This is a genomic window from Pseudoflavonifractor sp. AF19-9AC, from assembly GCF_003478995.1.
GTDB lineage: Bacteria > Bacillota > Clostridia > Oscillospirales > Oscillospiraceae > Lawsonibacter.
This window is the reverse complement of record NZ_QUGI01000004.1, coordinates 282,791-307,200: the sequence shown is the minus strand read 5'-3', so window position 1 is coordinate 307,200 and position 24,410 is coordinate 282,791. Positions and strand designations below refer to the sequence as shown.

The 24,410-nt window shown below is 58.9% G+C and carries 24 protein-coding genes and 1 other annotated feature; of the genes, 18 read left to right on the top strand and 6 right to left on the bottom strand.

What is annotated here, in order from left to right:
* Entirely contained in the window at positions 1-1,134 is a 1,134-nt protein-coding gene (locus tag DWX58_RS09200; RefSeq protein WP_279229863.1) for an aldo/keto reductase, read from the top strand.
* 38 nt (positions 1,135-1,172) lie between these two features.
* Here DWX58_RS09200 and DWX58_RS09195 read toward each other — a convergent pair whose 3' ends face one another.
* From DWX58_RS09195 to leuA, 4 genes are all read right to left on the bottom strand, one after another.
* The gene (locus DWX58_RS09195; protein ID WP_147382255.1) at positions 1,173-2,219 is read right to left on the bottom strand and encodes a hypothetical protein; all 1,047 of its coding nucleotides are present in this window, start codon (positions 2,217-2,219) and stop codon (positions 1,173-1,175) included.
* 12 nt (positions 2,220-2,231) lie between these two features.
* Complete coding sequence (locus DWX58_RS09190; protein WP_118643126.1) at positions 2,232-2,771, bottom strand: ECF transporter S component; 540 nt, start codon at positions 2,769-2,771, stop codon at positions 2,232-2,234.
* A 195-nt stretch (positions 2,772-2,966) separates the two neighbouring features.
* Positions 2,967-5,351 carry a phosphoketolase family protein gene (locus tag DWX58_RS09185; protein ID WP_243093395.1) on the bottom strand — a complete coding sequence of 795 codons (2,385 nt, stop codon included), beginning with the start codon at positions 5,349-5,351 and terminating at the stop codon, positions 2,967-2,969.
* A gap of 313 nt (positions 5,352-5,664) precedes the next feature.
* On the bottom strand, positions 5,665-7,353 hold the full coding sequence (gene leuA / locus DWX58_RS09180; protein ID WP_118643122.1) for a 2-isopropylmalate synthase: 1,689 nt from the start codon (positions 7,351-7,353) through the stop codon (positions 5,665-5,667).
* A 91-nt stretch (positions 7,354-7,444) separates the two neighbouring features.
* Positions 7,445-7,691, bottom strand: a binding site (T-box leader).
* Between the two features lie 92 nt (positions 7,692-7,783).
* Here leuA and DWX58_RS09175 point away from each other — a divergent pair.
* The 8 genes from DWX58_RS09175 to DWX58_RS09145 all read left to right on the top strand — a co-directional run bounded on the left by DWX58_RS09175 (position 7,784) and on the right by DWX58_RS09145 (position 17,695).
* Positions 7,784-8,344, top strand: coding sequence for a hypothetical protein (locus DWX58_RS09175; protein WP_118643120.1), 561 nt, complete (start codon positions 7,784-7,786; stop codon positions 8,342-8,344).
* Between the two features lie 327 nt (positions 8,345-8,671).
* Positions 8,672-8,800 (top strand): hypothetical protein, encoded by a 129-nt coding sequence (locus tag DWX58_RS15895; RefSeq protein WP_279229862.1) that lies wholly within the window; start codon positions 8,672-8,674, stop codon positions 8,798-8,800.
* 281 nt (positions 8,801-9,081) lie between these two features.
* The gene (locus DWX58_RS09170; RefSeq protein ID WP_118643118.1) at positions 9,082-11,070 is read left to right on the top strand and encodes a pyruvate carboxylase subunit B; all 1,989 of its coding nucleotides are present in this window, start codon (positions 9,082-9,084) and stop codon (positions 11,068-11,070) included.
* Between the two features lie 234 nt (positions 11,071-11,304).
* Positions 11,305-12,162 (top strand): glucose-1-phosphate thymidylyltransferase RfbA, encoded by an 858-nt coding sequence (gene rfbA / locus DWX58_RS09165; RefSeq protein ID WP_118643116.1) that lies wholly within the window; start codon positions 11,305-11,307, stop codon positions 12,160-12,162.
* A gap of 232 nt (positions 12,163-12,394) precedes the next feature.
* Entirely contained in the window at positions 12,395-14,341 is a 1,947-nt protein-coding gene (locus tag DWX58_RS09160; RefSeq protein ID WP_243093382.1) for a bifunctional UDP-sugar hydrolase/5'-nucleotidase, read from the top strand.
* A gap of 107 nt (positions 14,342-14,448) precedes the next feature.
* Complete coding sequence (locus DWX58_RS09155; protein ID WP_243093381.1) at positions 14,449-15,297, top strand: sulfide/dihydroorotate dehydrogenase-like FAD/NAD-binding protein; 849 nt, start codon at positions 14,449-14,451, stop codon at positions 15,295-15,297.
* Complete coding sequence (gltA, locus tag DWX58_RS09150) at positions 15,290-16,675, top strand: NADPH-dependent glutamate synthase (RefSeq protein ID WP_118643114.1); 1,386 nt, start codon at positions 15,290-15,292, stop codon at positions 16,673-16,675. Before DWX58_RS09155 ends, gltA begins: the two co-directional genes overlap by 8 nt.
* Before the next feature lie 129 nt (positions 16,676-16,804).
* Positions 16,805-17,695, top strand: a complete 891-nt coding sequence (locus DWX58_RS09145; protein ID WP_118643112.1) for an AAA family ATPase — start codon at positions 16,805-16,807, stop codon at positions 17,693-17,695.
* A gap of 41 nt (positions 17,696-17,736) precedes the next feature.
* Here DWX58_RS09145 and DWX58_RS09140 read toward each other — a convergent pair whose 3' ends face one another.
* Both DWX58_RS09140 and DWX58_RS09135 read right to left on the bottom strand, forming a co-directional pair.
* The gene (locus tag DWX58_RS09140) at positions 17,737-17,949 is read right to left on the bottom strand and encodes a hypothetical protein (RefSeq protein ID WP_118643110.1); all 213 of its coding nucleotides are present in this window, start codon (positions 17,947-17,949) and stop codon (positions 17,737-17,739) included.
* A 34-nt stretch (positions 17,950-17,983) separates the two neighbouring features.
* Entirely contained in the window at positions 17,984-19,165 is a 1,182-nt protein-coding gene (locus DWX58_RS09135; protein WP_118643108.1) for a nucleoside recognition domain-containing protein, read from the bottom strand.
* Between the two features lie 96 nt (positions 19,166-19,261).
* Here DWX58_RS09135 and DWX58_RS09130 point away from each other — a divergent pair, with 96 nt between their 5' ends.
* From DWX58_RS09130 to DWX58_RS09090, 9 genes are all read left to right on the top strand, one after another.
* The gene (locus tag DWX58_RS09130; RefSeq protein ID WP_243093380.1) at positions 19,262-19,852 is read left to right on the top strand and encodes a sigma-70 family RNA polymerase sigma factor; all 591 of its coding nucleotides are present in this window, start codon (positions 19,262-19,264) and stop codon (positions 19,850-19,852) included.
* Positions 19,833-20,489, top strand: a complete 657-nt coding sequence (locus DWX58_RS09125) for a hypothetical protein (protein WP_118643106.1) — start codon at positions 19,833-19,835, stop codon at positions 20,487-20,489. The genes DWX58_RS09130 and DWX58_RS09125 overlap by 20 nt, the downstream gene beginning before the upstream one ends.
* Positions 20,490-20,612: 123 nt before the next feature.
* Entirely contained in the window at positions 20,613-21,443 is an 831-nt protein-coding gene (locus DWX58_RS09120; protein WP_158579239.1) for a metallophosphoesterase, read from the top strand.
* A gap of 12 nt (positions 21,444-21,455) precedes the next feature.
* A complete protein-coding gene (locus tag DWX58_RS09115) occupies positions 21,456-22,043 on the top strand; it encodes a YgjP-like metallopeptidase domain-containing protein (RefSeq protein ID WP_118643102.1) in 588 nt (195 codons plus the stop codon).
* Between the two features lie 120 nt (positions 22,044-22,163).
* Positions 22,164-22,748, top strand: a complete 585-nt coding sequence (locus tag DWX58_RS09110; protein ID WP_118643100.1) for a DUF2975 domain-containing protein — start codon at positions 22,164-22,166, stop codon at positions 22,746-22,748.
* Positions 22,749-22,760: 12 nt separating this feature from the next.
* Positions 22,761-22,979: a helix-turn-helix transcriptional regulator gene (locus tag DWX58_RS09105; RefSeq protein ID WP_118643098.1), complete on the top strand. Its 219-nt coding sequence runs from the start codon at positions 22,761-22,763 to the stop codon at positions 22,977-22,979.
* The gene (locus DWX58_RS09100; protein WP_147382254.1) at positions 22,976-23,467 is read left to right on the top strand and encodes a hypothetical protein; all 492 of its coding nucleotides are present in this window, start codon (positions 22,976-22,978) and stop codon (positions 23,465-23,467) included. The genes DWX58_RS09105 and DWX58_RS09100 overlap by 4 nt, the downstream gene beginning before the upstream one ends.
* Positions 23,468-23,480: 13 nt before the next feature.
* Positions 23,481-23,861, top strand: a complete 381-nt coding sequence (locus DWX58_RS09095) for a hypothetical protein (protein WP_118643094.1) — start codon at positions 23,481-23,483, stop codon at positions 23,859-23,861.
* A 14-nt stretch (positions 23,862-23,875) separates the two neighbouring features.
* Positions 23,876-24,409: a hypothetical protein gene (locus DWX58_RS09090; protein ID WP_118643092.1), complete on the top strand. Its 534-nt coding sequence runs from the start codon at positions 23,876-23,878 to the stop codon at positions 24,407-24,409.
* The last annotated feature ends 1 nt before the right edge of the window (position 24,410 follow it).

Genomic DNA, 24,410 nt, shown 5'->3' with positions numbered 1-24,410 from the left:
GTGGATTGCTGTTCGGTGTTTCAGGGGGCTTCGCCCTCCCGGCTGGGCTATGGAGGGATGCGGTTTCCGGTCGTTCCGGGGACGGGCAATATTGACGAGGAGAAGGCCAAGTGCCTGATTGATCGGGCAATTCGGGGCGGAATCACCTATTTTGACACCGCATGGCCCTACCATGAGGGACAAAGTGAGCTCTTTTTAGGGCGGGCTCTGTCCGCCTATCCCCGGGGAAGCTACTTCCTGGCTACCAAACTGCCCTGTTGGTTGGTGGAAAGCCGGGAACAGGCCCGAGAAATTCTGGACCAGCAGCTGGAGCGGCTCCAGACCCCCTATGTGGACTTTTACCTGCTCCACAACCTGAACCGGAACATGTGGGAGAAGATGGTGAAACTGGACATCCTCTCCCTGCTGGAGGAATATCAGGCGGCGGGGAAGCTGCACCGGCTGGGATTTTCCTTTCATGACAGTTATCCGGTGTTTGAGGAGATCCTCCGTTACCGATCCTGGGACTTCTGCCAGATTCAGCTCAACTATATGGATACAGAGCACCAAGCGGGCCTGCGGGGCCTGGAGCTGGCCCGGAGCCTGTCCATCCCTGTGGTGGTGATGGAGCCGGTGAAGGGTGGTTCCCTGGCCCAGCTGCCTGAGGAGGTGGCCAAGCCTCTGCAGGAGGCCGATCCCGAGGCTACGCCCTCTCGCTGGGCCATGCGCTGGGTGGCCAGCCAGCCTGGTGTGGCGGTCATCCTAAGCGGCATGACCACCATGGAGCAGCTGGAGGACAATCTGGATACCTTTTCGCCTGTGCATCCGCTGAGCGGGGAAGAGGAGAAGCTGGTGGAGGAGACCGCCCGGCGGCTGCGGGCCCGGCTGAACAACGGCTGCACCGGCTGCCGCTACTGCCTGCCCTGCCCCTCGGGTGTGGACATTCCCGGGAGTTTCCAGGTGTGGAACAACATGGCGGTCTATCAGAATCAGCGGCTGACCAAACGGGCCTGGAAGAACCTGGACCCGGAGGAGCGGCCGGACCGCTGTGTGGGCTGCGGACGCTGCGAGACGCTGTGTCCCCAGCAAATCCCCATCCGGGAGCACCTGGCTCAGATCACCCGCCAGGTGGAGCACTTCCTGGAACAAAACTAAGAAAAATCCCGTTGGGACATTTGTCCCAACGGGATTTTTTACTGTGATTTGGAGCCGGAAATGAACAGCTGACAGCACTCCTTCACCCGACAGGCATCGAAATACCGATTTTCCAGGGGAATCCACATGGAGCGGAACCGCTCCAGGCAGCCAGACCCGCCCCGCTGGGCCAGCCGCTCCAATCGTACTTCCAAGGGCGCCTCTACCCACACCCGAAGCTGGTAGTGGTCCCGAAGATCGGGACGGAGGGAATAGCTTCCCTCCACCACCACTAGAGGGCAGGGGGGAACAGTGACAGGAGCATCAAAGCCCCCCATGCGGCAGCGCCAGGGGCGGTAGCAGGCCGTCTCCTGCCGGGTGAGGGGGAGGAGGACCTCCTGAAGGAAGCGCTCATAGTCCACGTTGCCCCCGGGCTGAGCTAGACGCTCCTCTGTCCGCTGCTCCGGACGGAGGAAGAAGTCATCCATGTGAATGAGGGGACAGGAATAGATTTGGGACAGTTCCTCTCCAAGGGTGGATTTGCCCGAGGCGCAGGGACCGTCGATGGCCACGCGGACAAATGGATTACAGGACATTTCCTGGTCAATGGCACACAGCAGCTGGAGGAGGCACGCCAGCTTCTGGGAGATCACCCGGTAGGCCGGGGCATAGGCGGCCCAGTATCGGGCACTGTGGCTCACAGCGGGGCAGCCCTGCGCTTTGAATTGTGCCAGCTCTGCGTCCACGGCGGCCCTGGGAAAGGGAAGATCATACACCAACTCCAGGTCGCGCTCAAGGCCTGAACGGTCCGGAGCGGCCTGCTGTGCGGTGAGAAGGAACAAACAAAAGACGGTGTGGATGGCTAGTCCTTTTCCTTTACAGGCGCTGAGCTGGAGACGGCACATCCCGCCGCCCAGAGACTCGGTCAGAGAGGCGGAGGAATCCGCCTTCACCTGGGCCCACTCCGTTTCCAGGCGGGTGAGGGCGGTGGCCTCATCGCTGATGAGGTGGCCCACCCCCATGTGGCTCTGGTACAGGAATTTTACGGCGTCCCGGATTTCCATATCCGGGTGGTTGTCAAAGTGCTCCTTCAGGAGCTTCACCATATCCTCCATGACTCAGGCGAGCTGGGCGATCAGCTTGGCCTTCTGCAGGGCCAGGACCACCACGGGGATGGCCGCCAGCTGGAGGATGATACCGGGAATGGCGTTGGTGAAAGCGCCGGCGATGAAGGCGGCAAAGGTGAAGCCCTCCCCACCCATCAGCAGAAGGGCGGTCACAATGCCCCAAACCACCCGGCCGCACAGCATGGCGCCGATGAGGGCGGTGTAGATGCCAACCAGAGACTTGGGCAGGCGGCGGTAGAGCACGCCGGAGACCAGACCATAGGTGGCCAGCTCAAAAGCCATGGCGATGGCCGTGGGGAACAGAGAAGGCTTGGTGAGAATGAGGGAGCGCATGAGCGGGGCAATGAAGCCCACTGCGGCACCCCAGGGCCCGCCGCACAAAAAGCCGCACAGAATGGTGGGCAGGTGCATGGGCAGCAGCATAGCTCCAATCTGAGGGATGTTGCCGGTGAAATTGGGCAGGATGTAAGCCAGGGCCAGCATCAGAGCGGCCAGGACCATGTTCCGGATGGACTGATTTTGATTGCGCATGGAAAGCATCTCTCCTTGGACGGAAAAATACCGCGCAGGCTGTTCCGCCCTTCTGGGCAGAGCATACCTGCGCGGTATGACCGTTACAAAATATAGGTTCCAAAAGGGAACGGGCGCTGGAGTCAGGGTGCCGGCTTCATGCCGGACGATTGACCAGATTATACCATGGGATGCATTCCCGGGTCAAGGGTGACCTCAATAATTGCCTTTTCCGCCGTTCCACTGCCACTGGCGCACCTCGGGCATGTCCTGACCGTAGGTGTTGATGTACTGACGGTGTTCCACCAGCTTGTCCTTCATCTCCTGAATGAGGTAGGCGGCGCTGTTGCCCAGCTGGGGCAGGCGCTTGACCGTGTCCATCACCAGGTGGAAGCGGTCGATGTCGTTGCGTACCCGCATGTCGAAGGGGGTGGTGATGGTGCCCTCCTCCTTGTAGCCCCGGACGTGGAGCTTCTTGTTGTGCCGGCGGTAGGTAAGCTCGTGAACCAGGGTGGGATAGCCGTGGAAGGCAAAGATGATGGGGGCGTCGGTGGTGAAGATCGCGTCGTAGTCCTCATCGGTAAGGCCGTGGGGATGCTCGGTGTGAGGCTGCAGCTTCATCAGGTCCACCACGTTGACTACCCGGATTTTCAGGTCGGGCAGGTAGTGGCGCAGAATGGTGACGGCGGCCAGGGTCTCCAGAGTGGGGGTGTCACCGCAGCAGGCCAGCACCGCGTCCGGCTCATAGCCCTGATCGTTGGAGGCCCACTGCCAGATGCCGATGCCGTGGGTGCAGTGCTTGATGGCCTCATCCATGCTGAGCCACTGGGGGCGGGGAAGTTTGGAGGCGATCATGACGTTGATCTGGTCCCGGCTCTGGATGCAGTGGTCGAAGCAGCACAGCAGGCAGTTGGCATCGGGGGGGAGGTAGAGACGCACTACGTCCGCCTTCTTGTTGGCCACGTGGTCCAAAAAGCCTGGGTCCTGGTGGGTGAAGCCGTTGTGGTCCTGCTGCCACACGTTGGAGGCCAGGACATAGTTGAGGGAAGCGATGGACTGCCGCCAGGGGAGCTGCCCGCATACCTTCAGCCACTTGGCGTGCTGGGCCACCATGGAGTCCACAATGCGGATGAAGGCCTCATAGCTGTTGAAGAAGCCGTGGCGTCCCGTGAGCAGATAGCCCTCCAGCCAGCCTTGACACAGGTGCTCGGAGAGGGCGGCGTCCATCACCCGGCCGTCGGCGGACAGAGCCTCGTCAGAGTCGGGGTCAATGGGATCGGTCCAGCGCCGGCCGGTGGCCTCAAATACCGGAGAGAGGCGATTGGAGGCTGTCTCATCCGGGCCGAAGATGCGGAAGTTCCGGGCGTCCAGATTCCGCTTCATCAGGTCCCGTACATAGCCGCCCAGCACCTCCATGTCTGCCGCCTCCACGGCACCGGGCTGGGGAACGTCCAGCATATAGTTGCGAAAATCAGGGACGCGCAGATCCCGCAGCAGCAAGCCGCCATTGGCGTGGGGGTTGGCTCCCATGCGCCGCTCGCCCACCGGAGCCAAATCGTGCAGACGGGGGATCAGCGTACCGTTTTCGTCAAAAAGTTCCTCGGGCTTATAGCTGCGCAGCCAGGCCTCCAGTTCCTGAATCCGGCCCGGCTTGCCGTCGTGGACGGGGATGGGGGCGGTGTGGGAGCGCCAGCTGCCCTCCACCTGCTTGCCGTCTACTTCTTTGGGGCCGGTCCAGCCCTTGGGGGAGCGGAGGATGATCATGGGCCAGCGGGGCCGCGCAGCGTCGCCGCTGGTGCGGGCGTACTCCTGAACACGCTGAATTTCCCGTACCGCCCAATCCAGAGCGGCAGCCATTTTCTGGTGCATGACCTTGGGTACCTCGCCCTCCACGAAGCGGGGCTCCCAGCCGCAGCCCTTAAAGAACATCTCCAGTTCCTCGTGGCTGATGCGGGAGAAGATGGTGGGATTGGACACCTTAAAGCCATTGAGATGGAGAATAGGAAGCACTGCGCCGTCCGTAATGGGGTTTAAGAACTTGTTGGAGTGCCAGGCCGCAGCGGAGGGACCGGTTTCCGCCTCGCCGTCGCCCACGACACAGGCGGCGATCAGGCCGGGGTTGTCCATGACCGCGCCGAAGGCGTGGGCCAGGGAGTAGCCCAGCTCACCACCCTCATTGATGGAGCCGGGGGTCTGAGGGGCGGTGTGGCAGGGGATGCCGCCGGGGAAGGAGTACTGACGGAAGAGCTTTTTCATTCCCTCAGCATCCTGGCTGATGTTGGGGTAAATCTCGCTGTAAGAGCCCTCCAAATAAGTATGGGCCACCACGGCGTTTCCTCCGTGGCCGGGACCGCAGATGTAGATCATGTCCAGGTCATATTTGATAATGGCCCGGTTTAGATGGGTGTAAATGAAGTTCTGGCCGGGACAGGTGCCCCAGTGACCCACAATATTCTGTTTCAGATGTTCGGGGCGCAGAGGCTCCCGAAGCAGTGGATTATCCAGCAAATAAAGCTGGCAGGCGGACAGGTAATTGGCCGCGCGCCACCAGGCGTCGATGTCATTGAGCTGCTCCCGGGTCAAAGGGTCCTTTTTGGACATGCGAGCCGGGGCCTTTACAGCGGCCTTGGATGTACCGTTGGCGGCTTTTGACATAAAATAACCTCCTTCGTGGAAGTGGAAAATAAAACAATATATATGTAAGTATAATCTAAAGCGGGGAAAAGTCAATTCTGAAAAGATAAAAGGAATATAAAAGGGAACGCGGAAAGATTAAAGAAAGAATAATCGATAAAATATATAAGGCAACGGGAAACTAGCCACAATTTATAAAAAACAATCCGAAGAGAAGAAAAATGCGCCCGCCATTCTCAAAGGAAAGGCGGGCGCAGATCCGACGGGAAATAGGAAAAACTCAGTGGGGCCGCTTGGCACGGTTGATGGCGGAGAGGATAGCGCGGAGAGGAGCCAGGTTGATGTTGTGGGACAGGCCCACGCCCCAGTACTTCTTGCCGTCCCGCTGATCCTGCAGCAGAATGTAGGCCACGCCCTGGGAGTCGGAGCCATCGGTGATGGCGTGGGAGGCGTAGTCCAGGAAGGAGAAGCGGGCCATCTTTTCGCCCTTGATGGCGTTGAAGAAGGCGTCGATGGGGCCGTTGCCCTCACCGGCGACATCGAAAATGGTGTCGGTGTGCTGAATGGTGCCCTGGAAGGCCACATGGGAGTGACCCTCGGCGTCGATGGTCTCCTGGAAGGCGTGTTTAAGCAGCTTGTAAGGCTCCTTGGCCTCGATATACTCCTGATGGAACAGCTCGTTGATGCGCTCGGGGGAGACCTCCTTGCCCACCCGGTCGGTCTCCACCTGAACGATGTGGCCGAACTCGGGGTGCATGGCCTTGGGCAGGTCGAAGCCGAAGTTGTGCTCCATAATGTAGGCGGCGCCGCCCTTGCCCGACTGGGAGTTGATGCGGATGATGGGCTCGTACTCCCGGCCCACGTCGGCGGGGTCGATGGGCAGGTAGGGAATCTCCCAGTACTGGGACTGGGATTCCTTCATGTACTGAGAACCCTTGTTGATGGCGTCCTGGTGGCTGCCGGAGAAGGCGGTGAAGACCAGCTTGCCCACGTAGGGCTGCCGGTCCCCCACAGGCATCTTGGTGCACCGCTCGTACATCTCCTTGATTTTATTGATGTTGGAGAAGTCCAGCTCCGGGTCCACGCCCTGGGTCCACATATTCATGGCCAGCGTGACGATATCCACGTTGCCGGTGCGCTCACCGTTGCCGAAGAGGGTGGCCTCCACGCGCTCAGCACCCGCCAGCAGGCCCATCTCGGCGGTAGCTACGCCGCAGCCGCGGTCGTTGTGGGGGTGGAGGGAGATGATGGCGCTGTCCCGGGAGGGCAGCTTGCGGATGAAGTACTCCAGCATGTCGGCAAACTGGTTGGGCATGCAGTTCTCCACGGTGGTGGGCAGATTAAGGATGACCTTATTCTCCGGAGTGGCGTGGAGGTGCTCCAGCACCGCCTGGCAGATATCCACGGCGTAATCCATCTCGGTGCCCATGAAGGACTCGGGGGAGTACTCAAAACGCAGGTTCATGCCCTGCTGGATCATGGGCTGGCTCATCTCGTAAATGAGGTCGGCGGCGTCGGTGGCAATTTTGGTGATGCCGTCCATATCCATGTGGAAGACCACCTTGCGCTGGAGGGTGGAGGTGGAGTTATAGAAGTGGAGAATGACGTTCTTGGCGCCCTGAATGGCCTCGAAAGTCTTTTTGATGAGGTGCTCCCGGGCCTGGACCAGCACCTGGATGGTCACGTCGTCAGGAATGTGGCCGCCCTCAATGAGCTCGCGGCAGATCTCATACTCCGTTTCGCTGGCGGAGGGGAAACCGATCTCAATTTCCTTTACGCCGATGTCGATGAGGGTATGGAAGTACTCCAGCTTTTCCTGGAGGTTCATGGGGTCCACCAGGGCCTGATTGCCGTCCCGAAGATCCACAGAGCACCAGACAGGGGCCTTGGTGATCACCTTGTCGGGCCAGGTGCGGTTTTCGATGGGCTGGGGCTGGAAGGGAATGTACTTTTCAAATCCGGGCTTCATAAACATGTCCTCCTGAAAATGGGGCTCCCGCTGGGTTGGCGCGGGGCGTTTTTCCGCCAGGGGATAAGAAAACGCCCCTGACTTTTTTAAAGTCAGGGGCGTGATAAAAACCATTCACGCGGTACCACCCTGGTTCAGCCGCCGGTCGCCCGAACGGCCCTCTAAGCCTCCAACAAGGCCGCGGCCGGTAACGGGGCCAGTCGTTCCATCCTACTGATCCAGCTTCGGAAGGACCGCTCGGGGACCAGTCATACACAGCGGCGCCGCACACCGGTTCGCACCAACCACCGGCTCTCTGAGGGGGCAATCACTGTCTTTATTCCCTTCATTGCGTTTAATTGAATTGATTGTAGCGAAACTCGTTACATTTGTCAAGTGTGAAATTTCCGGGCCGACGCATAGATTAAGACAGTGGGAGGTGGGGGAACGTATGGAACGCAGGCTGGCAATGACAGGGGGCGGCACATTGCGCCTGGAGCGGGAGGGGAGTTATGTCCGCCTGGAGGCCCGCAGGGCGGAGGACGGACAGGGCCTTTACAAGGTCTGGCTGTTTGGAAAACAGGGCCAGCGAATGCTGGCGGGCACCCTGGCCCCTGAGAATGGAGAACTGCGTCTCCGGCGGAGGCTGTCCATAGGGCAGTTGGAGCGGGAGGGATGCTGGCCGGTGGAGGGGGCGGAGGCGGTGCTGACCTTCTCCTTTCCGAAGCGTGGGGCGTGGTACTGTGAGGCCAAGCCCGGGCAGATGGTGAAAGATACCCTGCTGCGGCAGCTGCTGCGACATCCCATGTTGTGCCGGAAAACAGGGGAGGGGTTTCAGTTGGCAGCTCCCTTTGCTCAAAATCGGCCGGTGGAGTTAAACGCGCTTTTTTGCCTGGCCCGGGTGTGCAGGGTGGAGGGGAAACCATATCTGGTGTGGTCCTTTCACCGCGATGGACAGCCGGAGGTAAGTGATGGCTCGGACGGTGCGGATCAAAAAGCTGGGAGGCTGTAAATCTGCATGTGAAAGAAGAGCGTCCTGCAAATTTTTAAAATAATGCTTGACAAAACACACGTTCTGGTTTACAATAAACAAAGCAAACGGGTCGCTAAGATCCTTTGCAGACTGCACGAGAGGAAAGAGGTGGCACAGGATGTTGATGAAACGTTATGTTACTCAGGGCGGCTGGATGGGCTGCAGGCGAATGGAGCAGACTGTGCGTGAACGAGTGGCTTTTGCATAAGAACCGCGGATTCTGAACACAATCATTTCCTCCATCGTTTGCAGGTCGAACGATGGTATTTTTATACCCAATTTTGAATTTGAAAGGAGCGTTTTGCTATGACGATGCTGAAGAAGGAAGTCAACAATATCTGGGCCCGTGTCCGCGCGGATGTGGATATTGATGATCTGATTTTCAACTACGAAGAGACCAAGGCTCGCGAGGACGAGACTTGCAGCCAGAGATAATGGGGAAGGGATTAGTACGTTGAAAAAGGACGAAGAGAATTAAGCGCCGCGGCAGGAAGAAAGGTTCTGCCGCGGCGCTTTTCTTATATCTGGGCGGAGATGGAAAAAGCAAGTGGATTTTAGAGAAAGGGCTTGCACTGGAGGAAAAGATATACTAAAATATCCATAAGTGACTTTGGGGCGGTAGGCAAATATTCTGTTGCCGCCAGCGCATTCTGAAAGGGAATGCAGTTTGTTTTTGATAAAAATTGCTCCATTGAGCGCTACGGAGGTTGATTACCATGAGAAAAGTGAACTTCACGGAGACGGTGCTGCGCGACGCAAACCAGTCGCTCATTGCTACCCGGCTGCCGTACAGCAAGTTTGAGCCCATTCTGGAGACCATGGACAAGGCCGGCTTCTATTCCGCTGAGGTTTGGGGCGGCGCCACCTTCGACGTGTGTCTGCGCTACCTCCAGGAGGATCCCTGGGAGCGGCTGCGGAAGATCCGCGCCAAGATGCCCAACACCAAGCTGCAGATGCTGCTGCGCGGCCAGAACATTCTGGGCTACAAGCACTATCCCGATGATGTGGTGCGTAAATTCGTGGAGTACTCCGTGAAAAACGGCATTGACATCATCCGTATTTTTGACGCCCTCAACGATGTGCGTAATCTGGAGGTCGCCATTGACGAGACCGTCAAGCAGGGAGCTCACGCCTCCGGTACCATCTCCTACACCACCAGCCCCGTCCACACGCTGGAGAATTATGTGAAGATGGTCAAGGACCTGAAGAGCATGGGCGTTTCCTCCATCTGCATTAAGGATATGGCCGGCATCATGGGCCCCAAGGAGTCCTATGATCTGTGTGCCGCCATCAAGGACGCCGTGCCTGAGCTGCCCCTGGTGGTCCACACCCACTGCACCACCGGTCTGGCCTTCATGACCGACCTGAAGGCGGTGGAGGCCGGTGCCGACGTCATCGATACCGCCATCTCTCCCTTCTCCGGCGGTACCTCCCAGCCTGCCACCGAGACCCTGGCCTATGCGCTGCGTCAGCTGGGCTATCAGGTGGACCTGAACGACAAGGCCCTCATCGAGATGGCCGACTTCTTCAAGGGGGTCCGGGCTGACTTCCTCAAGAGCGGTACTCTGGATCCCATCTCCATGGCCACGGATACTCAGTGCCTCAACTACCAGATTCCCGGCGGCATGCTCTCCAATCTGATCTCTCAGCTGAAGATGATGAACGCCATGGATAAGCTGGACGAGGCTCTGGCCGAGACCCCCAAGGTCCGCAAGGATCTGGGTTATCCTCCTCTGGTCACCCCCACCAGCCAGATGGTGGGCTCCCAGGCCGTGCAGAACGTTCTGGCCGGCGAGCGCTACAAGGTGGTAGGCAAGGAGATCAAGGCTTATTGCCGCGGCGAGTACGGCCGTACCCCCGCCCCCATCGATCCCGCCATCCAGAAGAAGATCCTGGGCGATACCCCTCTGGTGGAGGGCCGCTTTGCCGACTCTCTGGAGCCCGAGTTTGAGAAGACCAAGAAGGAGCTGGGCGCCACCGCCAAGAGCGATGAGGATGTCCTGAGCTACATCGCTTTCCCCCAGGTTGCTATGGCGTTCTTCAAGGACCGCGAGGCCGGCTTCCCCAAGAAGGAGGAGCCCAAGAAGGCTGCTGCTCCTGCTCCCGCTCCTGCCAAGGCTGAGACCGCGCCTCTGCCCGCCTGGCAGGGTCACGTGTACTACGCCCGCGTGCCTGCCCCCATGTCCAATGGCTATACCGCCCGTCCCATCGAGCCCTTCGCCGCTTCCTATCAGCCGCCTCACCTGGTGATGGGAAATCGCGAGGACTGCTCCGGCGTGTTTACCGTTACCATTGACGGCAAGCCCTTCCAGGTTTCCGTGGAGCGGGCTGACGGTCCTGCTGCTCCTGTGGCCGCTGCCCCCGTGGCAGCCGCTCCTGTGGCTGCTCCCGCGCCCGCTGCCGCTCCTGTGGCTGCTGCCCCCGCACCCGCCCCTGCTGCGGCACCGGCCGCTGCCCCCGCTCCTGCTCCTGCTGCTGCACCCGCCGCTGGCGAGACTGCAGTGAAGAGCCCCATGCCCGGCAACATCTTTAAGGTGGAGTGCCAGGTGGGCCAGAGCGTGAAGGCCGGCGATGTGCTGGTGGTTCTGGAGGCCATGAAGATGGAAATTGAGGTTTCCGCCCCTGTGGACGGCACCGTCAAGTCCATCTCTGCTGTGGTCGGCAGCACGGTGAACACCGACGATCTGCTGGTGGTTCTGGGCTGAGAAAAACCTAGTTTTTAACAGAAAAAGCCCCCGGCGGATGACGATTGTGATCCGCCGGGGGTTTTAAAGTTCCCTTAAAACCGGAGGGAAAGGCTTGTAAACTGCCTGGGGTCATGGTACAATAGGGGGCGTTGGAACCATTCCAACTGCGTCTCGTATGGAACGTATCCCACGACGGGTCAGCCAGACGACACGCCGCTCCTAACAGGCCCATTGACTTTACAGGAGGAAAACATGAAGGGTATCGTTCTAGCGGCGGGTAAGGGACCCCGCCTGTACCCCATGACGAAGCCGGTGTGCAAGCCTCTGCTCCCGGTGTATGACAAGCCGCTCATTTATTATCCTATTGCCATTTTGATGCAGGCCGGTATTTCCGAGATTCTGGTCATTGTTCCCCCAAAGGAGACAGAGACATTCCGTTCTCTGCTGGGAGATGGCAGCCAGTACGGAGTGCGTATTGATTACGCCGAACAGCCCGTTGCCCGGGGCATTGCGGACGCTCTGCTCATTGGACAGGAGTTTGTGGGCAATGACCGGGTGTGTCTGGTGCTGGGCGACAACATTTTCTATGCGCCCACTTTGGGCGCGACCCTGAAGCGGGCTGCTGCCAACGAGTGGGGTGCCACCGTGTTCGGCTATTGGGTGGAGGATCCCCGACCCTTCGGTGTCGTGGAATTTGACAAGGCGGGCCGGGCCATCTCCATTGAGGAGAAGCCCCGCTATCCCAAGTCCAATTATATTATTCCCGGCCTCTATTTTTACGACCATCAGGTGATGGAGATTGCCCGGAATTTGAAGCCCTCGGCTCGCGGTGAGCTGGAGATTACCGATGTGAATCTGGAATATCTTCGCCGGGGTGAGCTTCGGGTCATTCCTCTGGAGAAGAATTTCACCTGGCTGGATGCCGGAACGGCTGACAGTCTTTTGGAGGCCGGGCAGACCATCAAGCACATTCAGGATACCACAGGCCGCTACGTAGGCTGCCTGGAGGAACTGGGGCTGTATGAGGGATGGATCTCCGATGATCAGGTGCATGCCATTGGAACGGAGTTGGGCATGACGCTCTATGGAAAATATCTGCAGTGCCTGTAACAGTGTACTGATTCAGGCGAAGGGGGCTGTAAGACAGCCCCCTTTTGCCTGCGAAAATGGAATTCACGCCTAAAGAATTGTTAAAAATATATCAAATAAGATGCGAAACGAAAGAAAAAACAGGCGAAAACATAAAAATGCAAAGATACGCCAAAAACAGGTTAAGATATGAGTATTCATATTTGGACCATTTATGGCAGAATAGGACACAGAAATTTAGGGAGGTATCTCGTTGAAGTATCTGCGCCGCTTCACTGGAATTACCTTGTCGCTGATTCTGGTGCTTTTGCTGGTATTTAGTCTGACTGTGGCAGCAGAGGGGACCGGAAAACAGGCGACTGTTTTGTTTACGCATGATCTTCACTCCCATTTTTTTCCTCAGAAGACTGAGGACGGAGGAGAATCCGGTGGCTATGCCCGTCTGATGACCGTACTGGAGCAGGAGCGTCAGGCGTATCCGAATGCTGTAACAGTGGACGGCGGGGATTTCTCCGTGGGCTCCCTGGTGCAGACGTTATATACCACTCAGGCGGCTGAATTGCGGACCATGGGTGCCATGGGCTATGACGCCACCACAGCCGGAAACCATGAGTTTGATCAGACGGGCGTGGGGTTTGCAAAAATGCTCAGCGCCGCGTCCACAAGCGGGGATCCGGTTCCGGCGCTTCTTATGGCTAATTTCAGACCTTCCGGGGCAAATCCCGATCAGTTGGATATCCAGCGGTCCATGGCTGCCTATGGAGTGCAGGAATACCTGCTGCTGGAACGGGGCGGCATTACCTTTGGCATTTTCGGACTGATGGGGGAGGAGTCAGACTCCATGGCCCCAACCTCCGGGTTTACGCTGGAGGATCCGCAGACGGCGGCTCAGCGGTGTGTGGATGCTCTGCGGGAGCAGGGGGCGGAGTTTATTATCTGCCTTTCCCACAGCGGAACCGATGAAAAGAAGAAGGCTTCTGAGGATGAACAGTTGGCCGAGGCGGTGGAGGGAATTGACCTGATTGTCTCCGGCCATACCCATACAACGTTGGAGGAGCCCATTGTAGTGGGCGATACCTATATTGTCTCTGCAGGTCCCTACTGTGAGAATCTGGGTTCCATTACCCTCTCTTGGGACGAGACAGGGGAGAAGACCTTGGTGGATTACCACCTGACTCCCATTGATGAGAGCATTCCGGAGGATCCGGCGATTGCCGCGCTGACGGAGGAGTGGAAAAGCCTTGTCAGCGGATCCTACCTGTCCGCTTACAGCCTGACCTATGATCAGGTGCTGACGACCAGCAGCTTTGATTTGAAACAGCCGGAGCAGGGAACCCAGGCGGAAAACAATCTGGGTAATCTGGTGGCAGATGCCTATCTCTGGGCGGTGGAGAATCTGGAGGCGGACAGCCCGAATGTGGAGACCGTGGCAGTGACCGCATCGGGGATTCTGCGCGCCCCCCTCTACGCCGGTGACATCACCGTCTCCCAGGCCTTTGACGTGCTATCCATGGGCGAGGGAGAGACCGGTACCTCCGGGTACCCTCTGGTGTCCTGCTATCTTACCGGCAAGGAACTGCGGGCGGTTATGGAGGTGGATGCCTCTGTAACACCTCTTATGCCGGAGGCCCAGCTGTATCTGTCTGGGGCGAAGTATTCCTTCAATACCCACCGGATGCTGTTTAACCGGGTGACCGAGGCAGAGCTGCAGGAACCGCTCTTTGCCAATGAATTTGGTGTTCAGGGGCTGGCTCAGCTGGAGAACGACAAGCTTTACCGTGTTGTCTCCGGCATGTACTGTGCCCAGATGCTTTCCACGGTGAAGGAGCAGTCTTTCGGACTTTTGTCCATCGTCCCCAAGGACGAAAATGGGCAGGAAATCACCGATTTCAGCCAGCGAATCCTACGGAACGCTTCCGGTGGAGAAATCAAAGGGTGGTACGCTCTGGCGGCCTATTTGAAGTCTTTTGGAGAAGAGGGAATTCCCCAGCAGTATGCCTTCCCCGATGGGCGCAAGGAGGTCAGCCACAGCTGGAATCCCATAGAGCTGGTGAAGCATCCCAACTGGATTTCCCTGGTGGCCTGGCTGGTGCTGGCACTGGTGATTGCCGGTGTGGTGCTGCTGGTGCGCACTGTGATCCGATGGCGCAAAAATCGGCGCTATGGTGGTTACGGCCGTCGGCACTGGTTTGGCCGGTAAGAAAAATGTTTATGTTGTGATCAACGCGGCTTGCCGTGTTTTTTGGAATGGATTGGGAAGGGCAGCCGGAGCAATCCGGCAGAACAATTCGTGAGGAGGAGCATTTCGTGAAGAAGTATGAAATCGCGAAGAAAAAGACGCTGACGCCTGAGATTGGGCAGATCTCGGTGTATGCGCCGCTGGTGGCTGCCAAGGCCAAGGCGGGACAGTTCATCATTCTGCGTGTGGACGAAGAGGGAGAGCGGATTCCTCTGACCATTTCCAGCGCGGACAACGGGCTGGTTACCGTGATTTATCAGAAGATTGGCGGCACCACGCTGGCTCTGGACCAGCTGGGAGAGGGCGATTGTCTCCATGACTTTGTGGGCCCCCTGGGCGTTCCCACAGAGGTGGAGGGCTATGGCCGGGTAGCCGTTCTGGGCGGCGGCCTGGGCTGTGCCATCGCGCTGCCGGTGGCCCGTGCCCTGCATGAGGCTGGCAACCAGGTAGACCTCATCGGCGGCTTTAAGACCAAGGACATCGTGATCCTGGAGGAGGAAATGTCCCACGCCTGTACCGATTTGCACATCTGCACCGATGACGGCACCTACGGCTATCATGGCTTTGTCACCGGTAAGCTGGAGGAGCTCATTAACAGCGGTGTGAAGTTTGACCATGTCTTCGCCATCGGCCCTCTGCTGATGATGAAGTTTGCCTGCAAGCTGACGGAGAAGTACAACATCCCCACCACCGTCAGCATGAACCCCATTATGATCGACGGTACCGGTATGTGCGGCTGCTGCCGCCTGACTGTGGACGGCGAGGTAAAGTTCGCCTGCGTGGATGGCCCTGACTTTGACGGCCACAAGGTGGACTTTGACGAAGTGATTGCCCGTAACGCCACTTATAAGGACTTTGAAGCAAAGGCGAAGGAGAAGCATCTCTGCCGCCTGGGAGGAGGTGCCATGAATGGCTAACATGCAGATGAACAAGACTCCCATGGCGGAGCAGGATCCTCAGGTCCGCAGCACCAACTTCAAGGAGGTGGCCCTGGGCTACACTCTGGAGGAGGCCATGAACGAGGCCAAGCGCTGCCTGGGCTGCAAGAACAAGCCCTGTGTCAGCGGCTGCCCCGTGGGTATCCCCATCCCTGACTTTGTGGGTAAGGTGGCCGAGGGCGATATCGCCGCTGCCTATGAGCTGCTGTCCAATGCCAACGCTCTGCCTGCCATTTCCGGCCGTGTCTGTCCCCAGGAGACCCAGTGCGAGGGCAAGTGTGTCCGCGGCATCAAGGGTGAGCCCGTGTCCATCGGCCGCATTGAGCGCTTCGTGGCCGACTGGGCCGCTGAGCGCGGTGTGGCCAATGTGGCCACCGCTCCCAAGAACGGCCACAAGGTGGCAGTGATCGGTTCCGGCCCTGCCGGTCTGACCTGCGCCGGTGAGCTGGCCCGCATGGGTTATTCTGTCTCCGTCTTTGAGGCCTTTCACACCCCCGGCGGCGTGCTGAGCTACGGCATTCCCGAGTTCCGTCTGCCCAAGGCCATTGTGAAGCGTGAAGTGGCCAATCTGGAGAAGATGGGCGTGGACATCGAGCTGAACATGGTCATCGGTAAGGTTCTTACCATCACGGAGCTCTTCGACATGGGCTATGAGGCTGTATTCATTGGTTCCGGTGCCGGCCTGCCCATGTTTATGAAGATTCCCGGCGAGTCTCTGGTGGGTGTCTACTCCGCCAACGAGTACCTCACCCGCATTAACCTTATGAAGGCCTACAAGGAGGACGCCGCGACCCCCATCCTCCACAACAAGAAGGTGGCCGTGGTGGGCGGCGGCAACGTGGCCATGGATGCGGCCCGCTGCGCCAAGCGCCTGGGTGCTGAGGTCCACATTGTCTACCGCCGTTCCGAGGCGGAGCTCCCCGCCCGTGCGGAGGAGGTCCACCACGCCAAGGAAGAGGGCATTATCTTTGACCTTCTGACCAACCCCGTCTCCATCGAGGGAGATGAGACCAACCACGTTCAGTCCATCACCTGCGTGAAGATGGAACTGGGTGAGCCGGATGCCTCCGGCCGCCGCCGTCCTGTGGTCATCCAGGGCAGCGAGTTCAAGATGGATGTGGATGCGGTGATCATGGCTCTGGGCACCCAGCCCAATCCCATGAGCTACGAGGGCACTCCCGGTCTGGAGAAGAACCGGAAGGGCTGCGTAGCGGCCGACGAGAAGGGCTGCACCTCCTGCCCGGCCATCTTTGCCGGCGGCGACGCCGCTACCGGAGCTGCTACGGTCATTCTGGCCATGGGCGCCGGTAAGCACGCGGCCAAGTCCATTGACGAGTACATCAAGAGCAAGGGCTAAGACGCTTTTGTGAAACAAAAAACGGCGGCTTCGGGAACTCCCGAGGCCGCTGTTTTCGTTGCTATGGGCACAATAGTCCTGTTTTTTGGGCTGAGACTATGCTATACTGAGCCCAAAGGAGGCGGGCTTATGGTTTACGTCCACAGCTTCTCGTTGCCCAGCGAGGGGCAGGAATTGAGCTTTCTGGCGAATAACGGGGAGACAAAGCGCACCTGCTACGCAAGCCGCTATCCCTTTGGGCTTTTCCTAGGGCGGGGAAAGAAACCGAGGTTGGAGCTGGAACTGGAACCCATCACCATCCTGTGCGGAGGAAACGGCAGCGGCAAGACTACCCTGCTGAACCTGCTGGGGGAGAAGCTGGAGCTGCAGCGGGGGGCGGTCTTTAACCGCAGCTCCTTCTTTTCTGACTATGTGGAGCTTTGCAGGGCGGAGGTGCTGCCTTCCATGACGGCCCAGGTGCGCGCCCGGAGCCGGGTCATCACCAGCGACGACGTATTTGACTACCTGCTGGACCTGCGGTGCATGAACGAGGGCATTGACACCAGGCGGCGGGAACTGCTGAAGGAATACACGGACGCCCGATACGCCGACTTTCAGCTCCATTCCCTGGAGGACGTGGACCGGCTGCGGCAGGTGGTGGAGGCCAAGCGGGGAACGGGTTCCCGGTATGTAAACAGGCAGCTAATGAAAGATATTCCAAGCCAATCCAACGGAGAGAGCGCCTTTTTGTACTTTACCCGGGAAATCAAAGAGGGCGGGCTCTACCTGCTGGATGAGCCGGAGAACAGCCTGTCGCCCAAGCTCCAGGAGGATCTGATGGGGTTCCTGGAGGATTCCGTCCGCTTCTATGGCTGCCAGTTTGTCATCTCCACCCATTCGCCCTTCCTGTTGTCCCTGAAGGGAGCGCAGATCTATGATCTGGATGCCAGGCCGGTGGCGGTGTGTCCCTGGACCGAGTTGGAGCACGTACAGGCCTACTACCGCCTGTTTCAGACCCATTGGAAGGAATTTGACGATTAAAAAACGGAGGCCATTGGCCTCTGTTTTTTATGTAGATATAGTTACAGCTGAAAATCCTCGTCCTTCAGGTTGCTGCCAGCCAGAGCTGCGGGGCGGGGAGGGACCCGCTTGAGGGGATCATACTTGAAAGCGCGGCAGTGAGAGCCCGCTTCCATCACGCCCTTTTTGGGACAGAGGATCTGCTCCTCGCTGAGGTGGTGGCCCCTGGCACAGTAGGCGCAGCGGGGATCAATTTTTTTCTGGAACAGATTCATAAGCGGGCACTCCCATCCTTGCATAGTAAACCTATTATACCGGATGGCTGCTTTTTTTTCCACTGCTTTTTTTCACCACGTAAACGGCCAGAGCAAGGAAGGCCAGCCAAACGGCCCAGGCGGCTACGGCGGAGATGGTGAGGGCGGTGTGAAAATCCAGGTGGGCGATGGCCTCGGTCTGCTGAGCCAGATAGACGGAGGCGGGGCAGTCCATGGGGAACAGGCGCAGCAGCAGAGAGATGAGGACGGCGGACAACCCACCATGGAGAGCCTTGCCCACCAGATAAGTGCGCAGGGACAGACCGCTGTCTCCCAGAAAGGCCAGCACCTGGCAATGGACCGAGATGCCTGCCCAGCCCAGCATAAAGGCGGCCATGGAGATGCGTCCGGTGAGGGCACCGCTGGTGAGGGTGGACACCCCGGTGGACATCTCCAGAAAACCGGCCAGCAGGTGCTCGGCCCACGTTTGGGACAGGCCCAGCGGGTGAAACAAAGTGGAAAGGCAGGCGGCCGCCCCGGTCAGCCAGCCGGACACCGTCAAAATACGGATAACCACCGTGAAAAGCAGGATAAAGGCGCAGATATTCAGAGTGGATTGAAGGGCTCCGGTGACTGCACGGGTAAAAGCTACGGGAAAGCGGGCGGTCTGGAATTGAACGGATGCTTCCCGGCCCCGTCCCGGCCTTTGACTGGGCTTGTAGAACCGGAACAGCAGACCCACCAGCAGCGAGGCGGCAATGTGTCCCAGATAGAGGAGCAGTCCCGCCTGGCCGCTGCCGAAGATTCCCGTTCCCACAACCCCCAGAATGAAGGCGGGGCCGCAGTTGTTGCAGAAGGCCAGCAGCCGCTCCGCCTCTGTTTTGGAGCACTGGCCGCTTTGATAGAGACTGATGGCGGTGCGGGCTCCCACAGGATAGCCCCCCACCACCCCAAGGGCCAGGGCGGTGGCACAGGCGCCGTTCACCCGGAACAGGGGAGCCATCACCGGCTGGAGGAGCCGCCCCAGGTACCGGGACATGCCCAGTTCCACCACCAGGGTGGAGAGGACAAAAAAGGGAAACAGGGAGGGAATGATTACATTTCCGCACAGGGCAAGGCCGGTCCGGGCGGCCTCCATGGCCTCGCTAGGCCACAGTACCAGGGCTCCGGCGGCCAGCAGCAGGCCCAGACCCAACAAAAGGTCCCGATACTGCTGTCTGCTCAATAACCGGCTCAATGTCCTCACCTCCGTAAGGAACCTTATGAGCCTAAAAATGAAAATTTGCCTGTCCGCAAAAAATTCCGGAGATGTGAAACCAAATGGGGCGTTTGCGTGTTAAGATGGGTGAAGCGCGCTTTGAGAGAGGAGGGGATTCCCATCCGGGAGGAAGAACTGTTAAAACGTCTGCGCCGGGGTGACCCGGCAGGGCTGGAGGAACTGATGGATCAGTACACCTCCTACGTCTGCGCCGTGGCGGCCCGCGTTCTGCCGGGGTGCCCGGAGGAGTGGGAGGAGCTGGTGACGGAGACCTTCCTGGAGGCATGGAACCGCCGCAAGACGCTCCAGCCTGGCAACCTGAAGGGCTGGCTGGGGGCGGTGGTCCGAAACCGGGCCTTTAATCGCCTGCGGGCCAGGCGGGAGACCCTCCCATTGGAGGAGGACGTCCTGCTCCTGTCTCCGGACAGCCCCCAGATTACTTTGGAGCAGCGGGAACTGGAGCAGGTGCTCCGCAAGGCGCTGGACAGTCTGGAGGAGAGCGACCAGGAACTGTTTGTGCGCCACTACTACTATGGACAGACCGTGGCCCGGGCGGCGGAGGAGATGGGACTGAACCTGTCCACCGCTAAGACCCGGCTTCGCCGGGGGCGGGAGCGGCTGAAGGAGTTTTTGCAGGAGGTTGGATATGAGTTTGAAGAAGCTTGAGATTTCCAGGCTCATGGACGCCTATCAGGACGAAATGTTTGCACCGAAGGAGGAAGCATTTGTGAACCGGGACGAAATAAAAAAAACAGTCTTAGGGACTGTAAAGAAGAAACGCCATACAGCAAGAAAAGTGATTGTGCTGGCCGCGGCCCTGGCCGCGTGCCTGGCACTGGTGGGTTTTACCTGGGGAGAGCAGATTATCCAGCTTATGTCCGGCGGGCAGGTGATCATCGGACAGACGGGCGTGGGAGGGGGATACGGTACAGTCACTATGTCGGACGGCTATGACGAGGAGGGAAACCCCACTGTGATTGCTCTGGAGGAGGGGCGGCTTTGGTTTGTGGCCGATGGACAGCGCCTGGACGTAACCGACCGGGTGGATGACGAGACTCCCTATGTCCACACTGCCCTGGACGAAGAGGGCAACCTACACTACTGGATTGTGGGCGGAACCCCAGAGGACTACGGCTGGTTTGAGGGGGTGACGCTGCCTGACGGCTCCGGCGGCGGGGGCGGCGTCCCGCACAGTCGGACCGACCTTACTCAGGCAGAAAAGCTGGAAGAGCCGGAGTGGTACCGGACGGGCAAGGAGCAGGTGGAGGAGCTCTGGCGCACCGAGATCTGGCAGGATCGTTGAGGAATGGCAACATCGGGAGAACTTTCGATAGCACGGAGGGCAGGGCGCGGGGAACCGCGCCTTGCCTTTTTTTCGGGACTTTGGTACAATGCGGGGGAACAAAACGAATCCGGAGGACGGCCTATGAGACGGAGAAGCAAATATCTTTTGGGCGGGGCGGCCGCGTTGTGCCTGCTGGCTGTCCCCGTCTGCCGTTGGCAGAATGACGGGCTGATGCTCACCCGCTATACCGTAGAGCTGTCCGGGCTGCCGGAGGAGCTGGATGGGATGACCCTGGTGCAGGTGTCCGACCTGCACAGCAAGCCCATGGGGGAGGGGCAGGAGCTCCTGCTGAACACCATTTCCCAGGCAAAGCCATATGTGATTCTCCTGACCGGGGACCTGGTGGATGGGAGACGCCCGGAGCTGGTGCCCGCCCTGGAGCTGGCCCGGGGAGCGGCCGCTCTGGCGCCCACCTATTATGTGACGGGAAACCATGAGACATCTCTGCCCTGGGAGACCCGTGAACAGATCGAAAATGGGCTGGAGGCGGCGGGAGTTGTCCTGCTGGATAACCGCACGGAGGAGCTGTCCTTGCCCGGCGGCGGCACCATGGTACTGACCGGCCTGTGCGACGACAATTTGGGGGACGGCACCTTGGAACGGCTGAGCGCCTCCTGGCCGGAGGACGCCGTTACCGTCCTGCTGGCCCATGAGCCCCAATATATTGAGAACTATGCCGCGTCCGGTGTGGATCTGGCCTTCTGCGGCCATGCCCACGGGGGACAGATTCGCCTGCCTCTGGTGGGTGGGCTGTTTGCCCCGGGACAGGGCTTTCTGCCCAAGTACACAGCGGGCATTTATCAACTGGGGGAGACCCAAATGGTGGTCAGCCGGGGCATCGGGGGCAGCCTGTTTCCCCAGCGGGTTTGGAACCGCCCAGAGGTCGTGGCAGTCACGTTAAAGCGAGGATAAGGAGGAGCGTACATGGAGCAGCTGCGCCTGGTCAACACTTCACATGGGCCTGTCTCCTATGTGCTGGAGCGCAAGCGGGTAAAAAACTTAAACCTCCGTATCCGTCGGGACGGCACAGTGGTGCTGTCCATCCCCATGCGCTGCCCTTTGGCCGAGGCCGATCGCCTGGTGCAGGAGAAAAGTGCTTGGATTCTGGAAGGACAGGCCCGCATGCGGGACCAAGCAGTTCCTCTGCCGCCTCTGCCCGACCGGGGAACCTGCCGGATGCTGCTTCAGCAGGCCCTGGAACGGGTCTATCCTCTGGTGGAGGGACTGGGGGTGGCTATGCCGGAACTGAAGCTGCGGGCCATGCGCAGCCAGTGGGGCAACTGCCATTGGAGGCAGGGATATGTTACCCTGAACACCGCTCTGGCCCGGTGCCCAGAGGAACTGCGGGACTATGTGGCCCTCCATGAGCTGGTCCACTTCCTCCACCACGACCACGGTCCCGGCTTCTATGCCAGCATGGACGCCCTCATGCCCGATTGGAGGGAGCGGCGGAAGGCTTTGCGCCGGTATGGAGCCGCTCTGATTCCTGAAACGAACAGGGAAATCACTTGACAGCCGCCTGGAAATCCGGGCGGTTTTCTCAATTCTTAAGTTTATCGAAAAACGATAAAAATATATTGACAAACAAAAATAGCGATGCTAGAATGGCGCCACAGAAAGGGGGAACCTTCCATGGAAAAAACTGCTGTTCAGCATCTGGCCCGCATCTTACGTTGGCTGGTGATTATCACGTTCGTATGCAATCTGTTGGTGATGCCTCTGGTGCCCGGACTGGTTACTCAACTGGTGATTGGAGGCTCGGAGCGGCTGTTGGCTGCTGTTCGTTCCATGGCAGGTCTGGAGGGATTGTGGGTGCAGAAGAGCATCTGGGCCTATCTGCTCGAGGTCCTGACGTGCTTCTGGCGGGATAGTCTGGTGTGCGTGGTGACACTGGCCTACTGGCTGTGCGGCACTTGCAGCGCGCTCATCCTGTGGCAGGCCAAAAAGGTGCTGGACACGATTCTCCAGGGCAGCCCCTTCCAAATGGCCAACGCCCGGGCGCTGAAGCGGGCGGCCATCTGCTGCTGGATCATTTCCGGCGCGGCGCTGGTGCGGCTTCTGTGGTGGTTCTGGCATGATGGAACGTTAGCCCCGCTGTTTACCTACACCGCGCTCTTTGTCCCGGGCTTCTTTATGGCAGGCCTGCTGTTTCTGGTCATGTCCGCCCTGTTCCGCCAGGCGGCGGAGCTGCAGGAGGACCAGGACCTGACCATTTAAGGGGGCGCGGATATGAAGATTGTGGTAAACCTGGATGTGATGATGGCCAAGCGGAAAATGTCCCTCAGCGAGCTGGCGCAGAAGGTGGATATCACCATGGCAAATCTGTCCATTTTGAAGAACAACAAGGCCAGGGCCATCCGCTTCTCCACTCTGGAGGCCATCTGCGCGGCGCTGGATTGCCAGCCCGGAGACATTTTGGAGTTTGTGCCGGACGAGGAGGAGTCATGAAAAAGATATGCCTATGGGGCGCGTTGATCCTGGCGGCGGGAGCCTTATGTCTGGCCGCCTGGTACTTTACTGCCGGGAACGATATGGAACGATATCTGGAGAAAGAACTGAGAATTTCTCTCCCCGACGGGGTGGAGATTGCCAGTCTGGACAGTCACGGCGGCTTTCATGGGGATGGAACGCTGCTTGCCGTGGTGACGGTTCCAGACAAGGCGGGGCAGGATGCCCTGTGGGACCAGGTGAAGGATAACTGGAATGCTCTCCCGGTGGATGAGACTATCATGGAGCCCATCCGTCAGCTCTGGGAGGAACGATGCGGAGTACTTCCGCTTCTGCCGGATACGGAGAACGGCCGATGGTTTTACCGGGACCGCTATGAGGAGCAGTACGGAGAGAAGTGCGAGTTTAACTCCGTGCTGCAAAACTGTACCTTTGCCCTGCTGGACCGAGACTCGGGACGGCTCTATGTGCTGGAAAATGACTGCTGATGGAGGAGCAACCATGTCTGTTCTCAAACGACATAAAAAGATAGTTGTGGTTCTGGCCCTGGTTCTGGGGTTCTTTCTCTGGAAAACCTGGGACGGGCATTTTACCCCAGAGCGCTGGGCAAAGACGGACGGAGACCAGAGGGGCAAGCTGGTGAACAGCCTGCTGGAGCAGTATAACGGCTTGGTGGGTATGTCCCGGGCGGAGGTGGAAGCCCTTCTGGGCAGCGACACTGATGGGGAGCAGATGGAGGAGCGGCTGACGACAGAGGGGAGTACTGTCCGGCCTCTGCTGGTCTACCAGGCCGGTGGGCGTCCATGGGCCATGTTCCCCGAATATCCGTTTGTCTATTTGGAGGATGGATATGTGACCGAAGCAAAGCTGATTGCGGACTAAAGGAGGTGGTTTCTGTGCCGGTTGTTCTCGTTTTGATCGGCATCATTCTGCTGGGGAGTGCGTCCGGCATAGCCCTCATCATGTTAAGCGTATTTCTGGTGATGAGACCGGGGCGGGGAAGAGGGAAGCTGATGATTTCCTTACTCTTGCTGGCATTCTTGCTGGCGGTGAGCTTTGGCGGGGGACTGGTCCTGACACAGCTGGGACTGAGCTGGCGGCGCTGGGTACAGGGAGTTTTGTTGTTGGCAGTTGGAGCTACCTTCCTGATGATGGTTTATTGGGTCAACAGGGAGGTGGAGTCGCGGCAGGATGCTGTCCCCTGGATGAGAGGTGCCGTTTCAGCCTGCTCCTTATGTGTCGTGCTGGCAACGGTTCTCACGGTGGGAGCCAGTGTGTTTTTTGGCACATGGTCGGACCGTGTGGTGGAGGGAAACGAGTGGACAGACCAGAAAGCCGTGGTGGAGGTTACGGGAATCTTTCGCGAGACAGGCTATCGATATGTAAATTTCCTGATAAAGGGTGAAAAAATCTACGAATGGGAGGACTGAG